At 67.5% G+C, this 13638-nt stretch carries 15 protein-coding genes, 1 tRNA gene and 1 riboswitch; of the genes, 5 read left to right on the top strand and 11 right to left on the bottom strand.

The window, feature by feature from the left end:
- Positions 1-22 precede the first annotated feature (22 nt).
- Positions 23-1156 (bottom strand): cobalamin biosynthesis protein CobW, encoded by a 1134-nt coding sequence (gene cobW, locus ACQY46_RS12485; protein WP_428696367.1) that lies wholly within the window; start codon positions 1154-1156, stop codon positions 23-25.
- The gene (cobU, locus tag ACQY46_RS12480) at positions 1153-1716 is read right to left on the bottom strand and encodes a bifunctional adenosylcobinamide kinase/adenosylcobinamide-phosphate guanylyltransferase (protein ID WP_428696366.1); all 564 of its coding nucleotides are present in this window, start codon (positions 1714-1716) and stop codon (positions 1153-1155) included. The genes cobW and cobU overlap by 4 nt, the downstream gene beginning before the upstream one ends.
- Before the next feature lie 129 nt (positions 1717-1845).
- A riboswitch (cobalamin riboswitch) is annotated at positions 1846-2075 on the bottom strand.
- A 229-nt stretch (positions 2076-2304) separates the two neighbouring features.
- Here cobU and ACQY46_RS12475 point away from each other — a divergent pair.
- Positions 2305-2380 (top strand) — tRNA-Asn (locus ACQY46_RS12475).
- A 102-nt stretch (positions 2381-2482) separates the two neighbouring features.
- On the opposite strand, the gene ACQY46_RS12470 is transcribed toward ACQY46_RS12475, so the two are convergent.
- The 7 genes from ACQY46_RS12470 to ACQY46_RS12440 all read right to left on the bottom strand — a co-directional run bounded on the left by ACQY46_RS12470 (position 2483) and on the right by ACQY46_RS12440 (position 8559).
- A complete protein-coding gene (locus ACQY46_RS12470) occupies positions 2483-2704 on the bottom strand; it encodes a DUF4287 domain-containing protein (protein ID WP_428696365.1) in 222 nt (73 codons plus the stop codon).
- 38 nt (positions 2705-2742) lie between these two features.
- The gene (locus ACQY46_RS12465) at positions 2743-3084 is read right to left on the bottom strand and encodes a cupin domain-containing protein (protein WP_428696364.1); all 342 of its coding nucleotides are present in this window, start codon (positions 3082-3084) and stop codon (positions 2743-2745) included.
- Between the two features lie 262 nt (positions 3085-3346).
- Entirely contained in the window at positions 3347-4225 is an 879-nt protein-coding gene (locus ACQY46_RS12460) for a VOC family protein (protein ID WP_428696363.1), read from the bottom strand.
- Between the two features lie 195 nt (positions 4226-4420).
- On the bottom strand, positions 4421-6133 hold the full coding sequence (locus tag ACQY46_RS12455) for a methyl-accepting chemotaxis protein (protein ID WP_428696362.1): 1713 nt from the start codon (positions 6131-6133) through the stop codon (positions 4421-4423).
- Positions 6134-6413: 280 nt separating this feature from the next.
- Positions 6414-6974, bottom strand: coding sequence for a fasciclin domain-containing protein (locus ACQY46_RS12450; RefSeq protein ID WP_428696361.1), 561 nt, complete (start codon positions 6972-6974; stop codon positions 6414-6416).
- Positions 6975-7210: 236 nt separating this feature from the next.
- On the bottom strand, positions 7211-7930 hold the full coding sequence (locus tag ACQY46_RS12445; protein WP_428696360.1) for an anti-sigma factor: 720 nt from the start codon (positions 7928-7930) through the stop codon (positions 7211-7213).
- The gene (locus tag ACQY46_RS12440; RefSeq protein ID WP_428696359.1) at positions 7927-8559 is read right to left on the bottom strand and encodes a sigma-70 family RNA polymerase sigma factor; all 633 of its coding nucleotides are present in this window, start codon (positions 8557-8559) and stop codon (positions 7927-7929) included. Before ACQY46_RS12440 ends, ACQY46_RS12445 begins: the two co-directional genes overlap by 4 nt.
- 258 nt (positions 8560-8817) lie before the next feature.
- On the opposite strand from ACQY46_RS12440, the gene ACQY46_RS12435 reads away from it, so the two are divergent.
- Entirely contained in the window at positions 8818-9225 is a 408-nt protein-coding gene (locus ACQY46_RS12435) for a DUF7282 domain-containing protein (RefSeq protein ID WP_428696358.1), read from the top strand.
- 236 nt (positions 9226-9461) lie between these two features.
- Positions 9462-10517: an META domain-containing protein gene (locus tag ACQY46_RS12430; protein WP_428696357.1), complete on the top strand. Its 1056-nt coding sequence runs from the start codon at positions 9462-9464 to the stop codon at positions 10515-10517.
- A gap of 25 nt (positions 10518-10542) precedes the next feature.
- Here ACQY46_RS12430 and ACQY46_RS12425 read toward each other — a convergent pair whose 3' ends face one another.
- Both ACQY46_RS12425 and ACQY46_RS12420 read right to left on the bottom strand, forming a co-directional pair.
- Positions 10543-10752: a TOBE domain-containing protein gene (locus ACQY46_RS12425; RefSeq protein WP_306030631.1), complete on the bottom strand. Its 210-nt coding sequence runs from the start codon at positions 10750-10752 to the stop codon at positions 10543-10545.
- Positions 10749-11927 carry a putative sulfate/molybdate transporter gene (locus ACQY46_RS12420; RefSeq protein ID WP_428696355.1) on the bottom strand — a complete coding sequence of 393 codons (1179 nt, stop codon included), beginning with the start codon at positions 11925-11927 and terminating at the stop codon, positions 10749-10751. The genes ACQY46_RS12425 and ACQY46_RS12420 overlap by 4 nt, the downstream gene beginning before the upstream one ends.
- Before the next feature lie 205 nt (positions 11928-12132).
- On the opposite strand from ACQY46_RS12420, the gene ACQY46_RS12415 reads away from it, so the two are divergent.
- Positions 12133-12840 carry an ABC transporter permease gene (locus tag ACQY46_RS12415; protein WP_428696354.1) on the top strand — a complete coding sequence of 236 codons (708 nt, stop codon included), beginning with the start codon at positions 12133-12135 and terminating at the stop codon, positions 12838-12840.
- Positions 12833-13636 (top strand): phosphate ABC transporter ATP-binding protein, encoded by an 804-nt coding sequence (locus ACQY46_RS12410; protein ID WP_428696353.1) that lies wholly within the window; start codon positions 12833-12835, stop codon positions 13634-13636. Before ACQY46_RS12415 ends, ACQY46_RS12410 begins: the two co-directional genes overlap by 8 nt.
- Positions 13637-13638: the final 2 nt, after the last annotated feature.

Here is a 13638-nt window from a genome sequence, read left to right as displayed (position 1 = left end):
TGTCCTGCGAGGGTCTGCCCGGTCACGCGGCAAGCGCGCTGGCGAGCAGTCCCTCGACGCGGGCGAGGTCGAAGCCGGCAAGGCCGATGACGACGACGCGGCCCGGCGCGCGGGCGTCGCGGGCAAACCAGGTCTCGACGCGCGGGCCGACCGCCTGCACCATCGCCGGTGCCGTCTTGCCCTCGATGGCAACCGCGCCCTTGATCCGCAGCACGCCGGGCACCGCCATGGCGGCGGCGACACGCGCCTCCAGGTCCTTGAGCGAGACGAGCTGCGGCAGCGCGATCACATGGCTGGCGAACTCGTCATGGTCATGGTCGTGGTCGTGATGATGGTGGTGATCATGATCATCGTGGTCATGGTCATGGTCGTCATCATGGTCGTGGTGGTGCGCCTCGTGATGGCCCTCGTGATGGCTTTGGCGGCCCTGCATGTCCTCCTCCGAGGCGCTCATCCGGCCAAGCAGCACGTCGGCGGCGAGCACGCCCTTTTCCGCCGTGACGATCTCCACCGCCGGACGGACGCGGGCCGCCACTTCGGCGCGCACACGGGCCAGCGTCTCGCCGTCGACGAGATCGGCCTTGTTGAGCACAACGAGATCGGCGCAGACGAGCTGGTCCTCGAACAGTTCCTCGATCGGGCTTTCATGATCGAGCGCCTCGTCGGCGGCGCGCTGTGCGGCAAGCGCCGCCTCGTTGCCGGTGACGCGCCCTTCCGCGACGGCGGCCGCATCGACCACCGTGACGACCGCGTCGACCGTGACCCTCGTCCTGACGCTCGGCCAGTTGAAGGCGCGCACCAGCGGCTGCGGCAGGGCAAGGCCCGACGTCTCGATGACGATGTGGTCGGGCGCCTCGTCGCGGGCGATCAGCATTTCCATGGTGGGCAGGAAATCATCGGCGACGGTGCAGCAGATGCAGCCGTTGGTGAGCTCGACCACATCCTCGGCGGCGCAGTCGGGATCGGCACAGCCGTCGACCAGCGAGCCGTCGAAGCCCATGTCGCCGAACTCGTTGACGATGAGGGCGATGCGCTTGCCCTTGGCCTCGCGCAGGAGGTTGGCGAGCAACGTCGTCTTGCCGGCCCCGAGGAAGCCGGTGACGATGGTTGCGGGGATCTTGCCGGAGATGTTGCCGGGGGTTTTTGCGGTGGTCATAGACGGATCTCCGGTTGGGCGGGAGCGGGTTTGAGAACGAGCGGAAGGCCGGCGGCGACAAGCACCACCGCATCCGCGATTTCGGCAATATGACGGTTGAGGCGGCCCTGATCGTCGCGAAAACGGCGCGCAAGCGCGTTTTCCGGCACGATGCCCGAGCCGACCTCGTTGGTGACGAGAACGACCGGACCGGCGGCGGCGGCAAGCGCCCCGGCAAGGCGGTCCGTCTCGGCCTCAATGTCGGCCTCGGCAAAGAGCAGGTTGGAAAGCCAAAGGGTCAGGCAGTCGACGAGAACAGCCCGGGCCGGCGCCGCCTCGCGGGCAATCACGGCGGCGATGTCGCGCGGCTCCTCGATGGTGGTCCAGCCGGGCCCGCGCTGCTCGCGGTGGCGGGCGATGCGCGCGCTCATCTCGGTGTCGTACGCGGCGCAGGTGGCGACATAGACGGGATCGCGGCCGCTTGCCGCAACCAGTCCTTCCGCATGCAGGCTCTTGCCGGAGCGCGCACCGCCGGTGACAAGCACTGTGCGGGAGGAATGAACGGTGCTCACGTCGCGCATCCGCGACGAGTACGGTTCAGGGCGCCTGCGCGGCGCTTGCCCTCAACAGGGTCTTGGCCCTTGAAAGGGATCATCTGGCCTCCTGCCGTCCACCCGACGGCGCGTGACGTTTCGGGCCGGAACCCGCAAGGGATTCCGGATGGTCCGGCTCGTCTCCTGGCTCGCGGGTCAAAGCCTTGCTCCTGCCCTTCCCGGACCCAGGAGGGTCCAGTGGTTTTCGCAGGAAGGCTCGCCGCTCACAGTTGCGGGGGCAGCTGCGGATTCGGGATCCCGAGTTGGGTCCTCCCCCACCGCATTCCGAATTTCTCCTCTTTCTCGGGCTTCGCCCGTCAAAGAGGACCGGACGTCCTTCTTAACGCGGCAGCCGGCTCACAACAAGCGCAAGCACGGGCGAACGGGCACGACACGCGCAACGGTTGAAAAGCCGTGGCCGGTCGCCGCCCGCGGGGCAGCGCGACAATGGCGCTCCTCGCCCCGCGATGCGCTCTTGTGGAAAAGTTTTGCGACAAAGGGCTTGGCAAGGGTAGGATGCGTTTGCTATACGCCTCGCATCGACGCGGCGGACACGATCCGCTGCCCCGTTGGTGATCCCCGATAGCTCAGTTGGTAGAGCATTCGACTGTTAATCGAATTGTCGCAGGTTCGAGCCCTGCTCGGGGAGCCACTCCTTCTCTTTAACTTCCCCCACAGCCGGAACGCTTCGTCTCGCCGCCGTCCGGCAGCGGCCGTGCCGTTTGGCAACCGTCCCCCACGTCACGCCCCTTTCTCACTTCCTTGCGGCGAGCGCATGGGCGACCAGGGCGTTGGCATGGCCATGGCCAAGGCCGTGGGTCTCTTTCAGCCAGTTCACCAGTTCCATATGCTTCAGGCCGTCCTGCGCGTGGATCAACGCGATCCATTCGCCGACGGGGCGGCCGTATGTCTTCTCGATGGAGGGGAAGTAGGAGGCAGGTCCCTTGACCTTCGGCTTTTCGTTCGATGTCGACATGCTCTTGTCCTTTCGAGAAGCGTGCGGCGCGTGGCCGGTCACAGATCCTGCTGCAGGATGGTCCCGCCCGGATGGATGCAGACGATCTCCAGCCTGCCGCTGCCCACATTGAGGAAACGGTGCGGGACATCGGCCGGCGCAACGACGATGTCGCCGGCCGCGGCGCGGATGCGCTCCTCGCCGACGGTGAATTCCGCCTCGCCCCGCTGCACCACCCAGGTCTCGCGGTAAGGGTGCATGTGAAGCCCCGATCCCTCCCCCGGATCCTTGTGCGACAGGAACATCGACACGGGCGAGGCGAAATCGCGCCCCTCGAAGCGCACGGTGCGGCTCTCGCCCGGCGCGGAAGCCCGCTGACGCCTGATGCAGATATCGGTCATGGCACCCTCCATTTATCTTGGCGAAAAGATAAATGGAGGAAATTTATCTTCTCGTCAAGATAATTTCCCTTGCATCGAGAGAGCGTGCCGTGCGTCCCCGGCCGGTATGGCTGTTGGCCACGGATACGCGGCGGACGATGCGGCAACGCACCCGCCGCGCAAGCGAAGGCGAGCAAGGACGGAAAGCGCGAGGAGGACGGGGAGAACCGACGTTTTCGGCAAGGACATATCGGCGGAGGCTCCGCCCCGCCATGTTTCGCGGTCAGCCCGCCGTCAACACCACCTGCGTGCCCCAGGGATCGCGGAGCCGGAGTTCGCCCTCGCCCGCGACCGGCTCCAGGCCGGCGGCGGCGGCTTTCCCGGCAAGGGTCGCAAGGCGCTGCCTGTCGCCGACCACGATCTCGAGCTTTTCGAGACCGGCATGGCCCGGCTTGCGCGGCGGCGCGCCGCGGCTGTTCCAGATGTTGCCGGCGAGCTGGTGATGATAGCCACCCGAGCCGAAGAAGCTGGCGCCGGGATAGCGCTTGGCGATGTCGAAGCCGAGAAGGCCGGCATAGAAGCGCTCGGCCTCGGCCGTGTCGCCGACCTGAAGATGGACATGGCCGACGATGGTGCCGGCCGGCGCGCCGGTCCACCGGGTCCCGGCCGCCTCGGCGAGCAGGCTTTCCACATCCAGCGGATCGGTCGACATCTGGATGTCGCCATTGGCATCGGTCCAGACGGCCGATGACCGGTCGGCATAGATCTCGATGCCGTTTCCTTCCGGATCGGCGAGATAGACCGCCTCGCTGACCTTGTGATCGGACGCGCCCTGAACACGCAGCCCCGCCTGCGCCGCGAAGGCGAGCCAGCGGCCGAGATCGGCACGGGCGGGAAGCAGGAAGGCGGTGTGGAACAGACCGGCCGCGCCGCGCGGCGCGGCCTGCAAGGCCGGATCGCCACGCAACTCCAGGAAGGGGGTGTCTCCGGCGCCAAGCAGATGTGTCTCGCCGCGATCCTCGGCAAGCGCCAGGCCGAGCGTGTCGCGGTAGAAGCGCGAAACGCGTTCAAGATCGCGCACGGCGAGGCGGACGCGGCCGATTCGCATGGGGGCGGCAGCCATGTCGAAGCGGTCTGCCGGGGCAAGGGTGGTCGCGGTCATCGTCGATCTCCGGTCAAAAGGCGCCGGTGCGACACCCGCACCAAGCCTCTTGTCCGGAAATCTGGTTTAATCGAACGGGAAATACAATACCGCGATCAGTGACAGTATCGTTCGAGAAAAGTGAACGCTGCAGCTTGGCTCGCCAGCCGGGCTGCCCGGACCAACGTCAATCCCGACCGATGCGGCCGGCGCGCCTCAGGCGGCCGCGAAACGGGCAAGGAATTCGTCGACGGAGGTGCGAAGGCTGGCCGCCTCCCGGTGCACGGTCCGCGACAGTTCGCGTACGGCGGCCGCGCTCTCACCGGAATGGCCAATGGCGGCGGACATCTCGCCCATGGTGTCGGCCACCTCGCTGGTGCGCGCGGAGGCCTGCTGCGCGTGCCGGCTGATATCATTGGTCGCGCCACCCTGCTGGCTGACGGCGGCGGCGATCGAGCCGGTGAACCCGTCGATGTCCTGCATGGTGCGGGTGATCTCGTCGATCGCCTCGACCGCCTCGTCGGTCGAGGCCTGGATGGCGGCAATCTGCGAACCGATCTCTTCCGTTGCCTTCGAGGTCTGCGTCGCCAGTTCCTTGACCTCCGCGGCGACGACGGCGAAACCCTTGCCGGCCTCGCCGGCCCGCGCCGCCTCGATGGTGGCGTTCAGCGCCAGGAGGTTGGTCTGCTCGGCAATCGCCTGGATCAGCGTCACCACTTCGCCGATCTTGGTGGCGCCCGCGGCAAGATGCGAGACGGTCTCGTTGGTCTTGTGGGCATGGCCCGAGGCACGGGTCACGACTTCCGTGGTGGAAGACACCTGGCGCGCGATCTCCGAGATCGAGGAACTCAGCTCCTCCGCCGCCGCGGCCACCGTCTGGACGTTGTCCGACGCGTGTCGCGAGGAACTCGTCGTGCTTTGCGAAAGTTCGCTGGACCGCTCCGTCATCCGGTCGAGCGTATCGACGGCGCCGAGAAGACTGGTCGCGGCACTATCGAGACTGTCGAAATAGGCCTGCGTCGTCTCGTGGAAGGCCTCGGCTGTCCGCTTCTGGAACGCTTTCTGCTCGGACGCGCGTTGCGCTTCGCTCTCCGTCGCCCGGGCGGCAAGCTCGCGCTGCCGGACAACACCGTCCCGGAACTGGCCCAGCGTCTCGCGCAGTCGTCCGAGTTCGTCATTCGCCGTCCAGCCGGGAACCGGCATGTCGGTGTCGCCATCCGCATAGGCGTGCGCCACCCTGTCCAGGTCGCGAAGCCGCGAGGCGATGAAACGCTGGATATAGAACAGGCCGCCAAGAAGCACGGCCAGCATCACGCCGAACCCGGCAAGGCCGATGACACGCGAGGTCTCCGTCTCGCGGCGCAGGTTGGCAAGGCTTGCGGCCATCTGCCCGTGGATGAGTTCCTCGGCCTCGTCGGCGCGGGCGATAAACCGCTCGAAGGTCTGGTCGAAGAGTTCGTCCGCCTGCGAACCGGCGGCCTCGCCCTGCCCCGTCCTCAGCGACGAATGCCGCTTGCGCGCAACCTCCTCAAACACGTCGATCTGCGCGGCCACATCCTGCATGATCGTGCGAACCGCCGCGTTGTCGCTGGGATAGAACGTGCCCTCGTCATTGCTGCCGCCGTCGAGAATGGCTTTCGCGTAGAAGCGCGCCTCGCCGATCAGCCGCCAGACCTCGTCGATGCTCTCGCCGTCATCGCCGGACATGATCTCCTCGAACAGGAGATGCGCATGGGTGGCGGTCAGCTTGACCTCCATTGCCGCATCGGCGAGCGGCGCTTCCCGTTCGCCAAGGGCGATGCCGTGCTCGCCGACGCGCTGGGTCGCGTTGAACGACAGCAGGCTGGCCGCCGCGGAGACACCGATGAGAAGGACCATCGTCGCTCCCATCTTGTGCGCCACTCCGATATTCAGGCTGATTTTCCGCATGTTCTCCGCTCCGGTCCTCGTGCCGCAACGTCAAGGCTCCGAAGAAATGCGTAAAGAAGCGGTAAAGTGCCGTCGGGACAAGACAAGCGTCTGTATTCCATAAGGAAACCGGCCGCAGCGCCGGCTTCGTTCGAATCAGGGTTGGAAAAAGCGCAATATCCCGGCCAAGAACGAGACACGGCCGCACGGGGAGAGGCAAGCATGTCTCCCCGCGCGGCCGACCGCCGCGCGCCCGCGCCAGGGCGCGCGGCGGGTCTCTTCGCCAGCTGGAACGCGGGCCTTACGAGGCCGGCAACAGCACGGTGTCGATCACGTGGATGACGCCGTTCGACTGGTCGACATCGGCGATGGTCACCGTCGCCATGTTGCCCTGGCCGTCCTCGATCATGATCTTGCCGTCCTTGGTGCGGGCGGTGAACTCGCAGCCGCCGACGGTCTTGACCGGATGGGCGCCGCCATCATCCGCGATCATCTTGTTGATCGCCGAGGACATGGCATCGGCGGCCACCACATGGCAGGTCAGGACCTTGGCGAGCTGGTCCTTGTTCTCCGGCTTCAGCAGCGTGGCGACCGTGCCTTCGGGCAGCTTGTCGAAGGCGGCATTGGTCGGGGCGAACACCGTGAACGGTCCCTCGCCCTGCAGCGTCTCGACGAGGCCGGCGGCCTTGACGGCTGCGACAAGCGTCGTGTGATCCTTCGAGTTGACGGCATTCTCGACGATGTTCTTTTCCGCATACATCGGCGCGCCGCCGACCATCGGGTTTTCGGCGAAGGCGGCGGGAGCGGCCAGCGTGGCGGCGAACGCGGCGGTGACGAGAAGCTTTGCAGAACGCGTGAACATGAAGTTTCTCCTGTGAATTCGTTTGACGGTGCCGGGCGGCGGCCTGAAGCCCGCCTTTTCCCGACACGCCAGTAGCTACCGAGGGGCACAGGAGAAGGTTTCAGCCCGAACGATCACGGGTTCGTGAGGTGAGCGGAAAACGGCACGACGCCGGCGCGGGGGCGCATGCAGGCCGCCCGTCGCGGTCATCGGCTGGGGCACGTCACGATTTCGCAGAAGAAGCCCGGGCCTGCCCGTCAGTCGCGGATCAGCTGCCCGGAATAGACGACGGGTCCCGTCGGGGCGCCGGTCGCGGACCCGCCCGCCGGCTCGACGCTGACGGCGAGGACGGAATTCTCGGCGAGCGATCCAAGATCGAGATCGGCGGTGACCCGGTGCTCAGCATCGATCACGCCGAGCGAGCGGGGCTGCGCGCCGGGCGCCACGTACCAGAGCTCGAGATCGCTGCCGTCCGGCTTTTCCGCCGCGACGGGGCGGACGCTGACGGTGCCGGAGGCAAGGTCCACGCGCACGATAAGCGCCGGCAGGCCGGCATCACGATTGACCACGGCAACGTAGTTGCTGCCGTCTCCGGCGGGAGCGGCGGCGGGATCGAAGAGCGGGCGTGCCATGTAGCCGCCGCCAAGCCCGAGGCAAAGCGCGATGATGCCGGCAAGCCAGACCGGAGCGGCCGAGGGCGGGCGTACCGGTTGTCCGGCGGTCCGGGCATCGGGACGGGCGCCCGCAGGCCGCGAACCCGCGTCGATCTCCGCCAGGACGCGCTCCAGGATGCCGGCGGGCGGCGCGATCTCCGCGGCACCGGCGCCAAGCGGGCCAAGCCGGTGCTCCCACATGCCGATCTCGGCGTCGAGACGCTCGTCCCCGGCACGCAGGCTCTCGACCCGGCGGCGCTCCGCCAGGGACAGCGTGCCGAGCACATACTCGCCGGCCAGGATTGTGCGTTCCTCGTCCGTCATCGGTCACCCAAACAGGCTTTCAGGGCGATCAGGCCCCGATGCAGCCATGTCTTGATCGTTCCGACCGGACGGTCGAAACGCTCGCTCAGATCCTCGCGGGAATAGCCTTCGTAATAGGCATAGAGCACGCAGCGCCTCTGGTCCGTCTCCAGAAGATCCAGGCACGCCCGCAGCGCGCCGAGGTCCCATGGAGCGGGATGTTCCGTCTGGTCGGCGAGGCGTTCGAGGATGTCGCCATCCTCGCCCCCCTGCCCGTCCCCCGAAGCGCCGGTCGTGGTCAGCGCGCCCGGGAGGCCTGTTCTTGCACTTGTTCGCAACTCGTCGATCGCCGCATTTCGGGCGACGGCCGCCAGCCAGGATATCGGCCGGGCGCGCGCCTCGTCGAAGCTGTCCGCATAGCGCCAGATCCGCACATAGGCGTTCTGCAACACATCCTCGGAAATGCTCCTGTCCCTGCAGATACTGACGATGACGCCGAAAAGTTTCGCGCTGGTTCGAGCGTAGAGCGTCTCGAAGGCCGGACGCTCTCCGGCCGCGACACGGGCGAGCAGCACGGCAAGGTCGTCGCCGGCGGAGGCGCCAGTCGCGGAACGCGCTTTATCGGGATTTTCGCCCGGCGAAAGGGTCATGAACAAATGGCTCCAGAACGCACAATCTATGACAGGAACGGCCCGGGTGTCGATCTTGCGCAAAGCGCAAGGCCCGTCTCCATTCTTCCCGTTACGCGGCGGGAGACCAAGCGGACCTTCTTCACATCGCGCCGTGTCGGGATTTTTTTGCTCCCGGTCGAAACCTTTTCCTCTCCCCGCCGGTAGCTACCCCCAAGCGCGGTGAAAAACCGCAGCTTTCAAGAAAGACATTTCGTGCAAGCAAAAACAGGAGTTGTCATGAAACGCATTCTTCTCACCCTCGCCCTGGTCGCCGCGGCCGGCACCGCCTCCGCGGACATGGGCAAGATGGGCGTCGAGGCGATGGACCAGTCGGTCGCCAACGGCATCGTTTCCGCAGCCAAGGTGACCGCGACAGACAATGGCTGGCTCGTCGTCCACCGCACCGACGACACCATGAAGCCCGGCCCGGTGGTCGCCTACGCCCCGATCCGCTCGGGCGAAACCATGGACGTCGCCGCGATCCTGACCGAGCCGGTCGCAACCGGCGACAAGCTGATGCTGATGATCCACGGCGAGGACGGCGGCATGAAGACCGGTGCCTTCGAGTACACGCTGGGCGCCAAGGAAGACGGCCCGGTGCGCGTCGACGGCAAGCTGGTGATGACCGTCATCACCGCCCAGTAAGGGCGGCACGGACAGCCTGCCAGCGCGGGGCACGCCCCATCGGCTCCTCCTCCAGAGACCTCGCGCCGGCCGGCGGGAAAGGGCGATCCGCAAGGGTCGCCCTTTTAGCATTGCCGCCGCCCCGACACGCCGGCGCCCGGAACCCTGTCCAGATTTTGCCCTGAAACATCCCTATGCTGAATGGCAAGCGCCTTGAGCGAACAGGCGTGCCGAACGACAAGGGGGCCCGGAAGCGCATGAGTTTTTCCCGACAATCCGGCATCCGCGCCGTCATGGCGCTGGCCCTCGCGGCAGCGACGGGGGCGACATGGAGCCAGGCCGGAGCGGACGAGACGCCCTTGCAGGAGAAGCCGGCCAAGATCACCGGCACCGCCGCCTATCGCGAGCGCATCGCGGTGAGCAGCGACGCCGAGCTTGTCGTCGAGCTGCGCGAAAGCCCCTCGCTTGGCGACGATCCGGAAGCCGGCCGCCTGATCGCCAGCCGCAGCAGCCGCCTTGAAGGCCGACAGGTTCCCGCCCCCTTCTTCCTCAAGGTCGACGGCACGCTCCTTGTCCCGGGGACGCCCTACGCGTTGCGGATCGAGCTGTCGGATCGCGGGCAGCCGGGCTGGGTCTCGGAACCGGTCAGGGTGGTGCCCCGGAGCGGCGAGGAACACGATACCGGCGCGATCGTGCTGGCGCGCACCGAGGCCCTCGCGTTCACCTCGACGCTGGTCTGCGGCGACATCACCGTCCGGTTCGGAATGCGCGACGAGCGTCCCGTGCTGCAGGTGGCGGACGAGGAATTCACGCTCAGGCAAGTGGAAAGCGCATCGGGAGCGAAATACGAGGCGGAGGGCGATCCCAGCACGGGTTTCTGGAGCAAGGGCGAGACAGCGCTCGTCACCCTGCGCGGCAAGCAACTGCCCGAATGCGAGCTGACCGCGACGAAAACGCGGGCGCCGGCCGGGCTGGAGCTGCTGCCCGGTTCCGACTGGGTGGTGGAGGACATCGCCAAGGGCGGGATCATCGACTTCTCGCGGGTCACCCTGGCGTTCACGCGCGAGGGCACGCTGGGCGGACGGGCCACCTGCAACAGCTATTCGACCCGCTTCGCCACCAATGGGGCGCGCATCTCGGTCGATCGCCGGACGGTGGCGACGATGATGGCCTGCGCGCCGGCACTGATGAACCAGGAGGCGAAGTTCCTGTCGCTGCTGCCGACCGTGACGGACTGGCGGATCGACGAGACCGGCGCGTTGCTGCTGTCGGCCGGCGAGGAGCTGGTCGTCAAGGCGCGCCGCGACGGGTAGGGGCCGCGGCCCGCCCCGGGGCCGCTCAGTCGGTCGCCAGCATCACCTCGGATGCCTTGACGATGACGTGCACCTCGCCGCCGACGGCGATGCCCAGGTCCGCCACCGCATCGGAGGTGATCATCGAGGTGATGACGTTGCCGGCGCCGATATCGACGCGGACCTGGCTGTTGACCGGACCTTCCTTGATCTCAAGCACCTTGCCCTTGATGACGTTGCGGGCGCTGATCTTCATTTTCCATTCTCCTGTGTGAGTGTCGCAGAGCCTGCGCCGCCGCGCCTGATCCGCACGCGCACGGCCTCCGCCGCAAGACCGGCAGCGAGACCGGCGAGCGCGCCGAGGCCCCATGTCGCCAGCGCGGCGACGGCGATCACCGGCCGGCAGTCGGGGCGGGCATCGACGAGACGACGGCTGGCGAGCAGATCGACCGCAGCATAGGCAAGCAGCGCCCCGACGAGGGAGGCGGGAATGCGCGCAAGCAGCGCCGGCACCGTATCTCCCGAAAGCGCCGCAAGGGCGCAGAGCAGGGCGAGCAGCAGCGGCGCCGCCAGGCTGCGCGCGCCGAACCGGTGATGGCCGGCAATGCCCCCTGCCCCGTGGCACATGGGCATCGCGCCGAACGGGGCGAGGACGAGGTTGAGCGCGCCGGAGGTCGCGGCAAGCCGGCGCTCGCTCACCCGCCGCGCGCCCGGGCCGTACAGCGTGCGGGCAACGGCGGCGGCGACCACCACGGCGTTGAGCAGCGTCAGCGGCAGCTGCGGCAGCACGCCGGAGACAAACGCGTTCCAGGGCGATGCGGCGTGCCCGTTCGGCGCGGCGCCGACCAGGGACATGTCGAGCGGCGCCCCAAGCGAGGGACCGAAGGCGATGGCGACCACGACGAGCGCAAGCGCAAACGGACCGCGCGGCCACACCCATGTCAGCGACAGCAGGGCGAGCGCCGGGACGGCGAGCAGCCAGTCGCCACCCATCAGACGCGCGGCAACGGCGAGCAGGACCAGCCCGAGCCCTGCCTGCAGGCCGGTCACGACCGATTGCGGGATCACCCGCGCCGCGCGCAGCAGCAACGGCGAGGCGGCGAGCGCCAGCAGAATCGCCCCGAGCATCGCGCCGGCCCACGCGACCTCTCCGCCCGACAGGCCCCCGGCCAGGATCACGGCGCCGACCGCCTTCATCGGCTGGACGGCTACAGGCAGGCGATAGACGATGGCAACAAGGAGATAGCCGACGGCAAAGCCGGCAAAGACCGGGGCCGGAGACAGGAGGCCCGCACCGATGGCGACAATCACGTAAGGAAGGAAGGTTCCCAGGTCACCGAAGGCGCCGGAAACATCTCCAAGCACACCGCCGCCGGCCCCGGCGAGGCGCTGGCGCCATCCGGCTACGGGTCCTCCCGGCACCCTGTTCATGCCTTTTGTGTCGTTCTTATGCATTTTCTTCGAAACGTCAGAGAAGCACTTGATCCATCTGGAACAAGACTCTCGCGAAAAACGCAGGAAACCGCAATGCCTCTCTGGTGAATAGGTTTGCAAAACAAGGCCGACCGGTCCGCTGGGTGGTAGATTTTGCGATGTTTTTGTGTATTCCTTCCCTCCAGAGGGAGCGAACGCGCAAATGAAGGACTTCACGTCCATATTGGCGGAGGCCATCGGCCTGATTTTCGCCGGCGATGCGGATCTGATCGAGATCATCGCATTGTCGCTGAAGGTGACGCTGAGCGCGGTGGTCATTGCCTGTCTGATCGGCCTGCCGCTCGGCGCAGCCGTCGGTGCCTTCCGGTTTCCCGGCCGCACCCTCGTCACCATCCTGCTCAACTCGCTGATGGGCCTGCCGCCGGTTGTCGTCGGCCTTGTCGTCTATCTGGCGCTGTCCAATGCCGGCCCGCTCGGGCCCTTGCAGCTTCTCTACACGCCGACCGCGATGGTCATCGCGCAGACCATCCTGGTGACCCCGATCGTGGCGGCCCTGACGCGGCAGGTGATCGAGGATCTCGACACCGAGTATTCAGAGCAGTTCCGCTCGCTCGGCGTCGGTCCGCTGGAACGGATGACCGCGCTGCTGTGGGACGCCCGCTACAGCCTGCTGACCGTGGCGCTCGCCGGATTCGGACGCGCCGTCGCCGAAGTCGGCGCCGTGATCATCGTCGGCGGCAACATCAACCACGTCACCCGCGTTATGACGACGACGATCGCGCTGGAGACCTCGAAGGGCAACCTGGAGCTGGCGCTGGCGCTCGGCGTCGTGCTGCTGGTCATCGCCGTCATGGTCAATGCCGCCGTCATGGGCCTGCGCGCCTCGGCCGTGAGGTCCGCCTATGCGTGAAGCGCTGCAGACCTTGAGCGAACCGCTGACAGACGTCCCGGACGCCTTGCGTCCGCCCCTTGCCGACCCCCTGCTCAGCGGGCGCGGGCTGACGCTGGAGATCGGCGGGCGGCGGCTTCTCGATGCGATCGACATCGACATCCGCCCCGGCCGGAGAACCCTGGTCATGGGAGCGAACGGTGCCGGAAAGAGCCTGTTGCTGCGGGTGCTGCACGGGCTCGTCTCGCCCACCTCGGGCAGCGTGCGCTGGCGCGGCCGGCCGCTCGACAAGGCGGCGCGACGCGCCCAGGCCATGGTCTTCCAGCGACCGGTGATGCTGCGCCGATCTGTTTTCGCCAACCTTTCCTTCGCGCTCGGCGTGCGCGGCCTGCGTGGTGCCGAGCGCGGCCGGCGCATCGCCGAGGCGCTGGAGCAGGCCCGCCTCGGCGACCTGGCACGGCGACCGGCACGCGTGCTTTCGGGCGGCGAGCAGCAGCGGCTGGCGCTGGTGCGCGCGCTCGCCTGCGACCCGGAGCTTCTGTTTCTCGACGAACCGACGGCGAGCCTCGATCCGGCCTCGACACAGGCCATCGAGCGCCTCGTGGACGACGCCCATCAACGCGGCGTCACCATCGTCATGGTGACCCACGATCTCGGCCAGGCCCGGCGCCTGGGCGACGATCTGGTGTTCCTGCATGGCGGCCGCGTTGCCGAAACCGGCCCGGCCCGCAAGCTGCTCGATGCTCCGGCGTCGGACGCGGCCAGGGCCTGGCTCGAGGGACGCCTCTATCTGGGCGAGCCCGGCATGACGACCTGAAA

Origin of the sequence: Stappia sp., from assembly GCF_965276915.1 — a bacterium.
Lineage (GTDB): Bacteria > Pseudomonadota > Alphaproteobacteria > Rhizobiales > Stappiaceae > Stappia.
The sequence above is the reverse complement of the archived record's forward strand: the minus strand, read 5'-3'. Positions and strand labels throughout refer to the sequence as shown.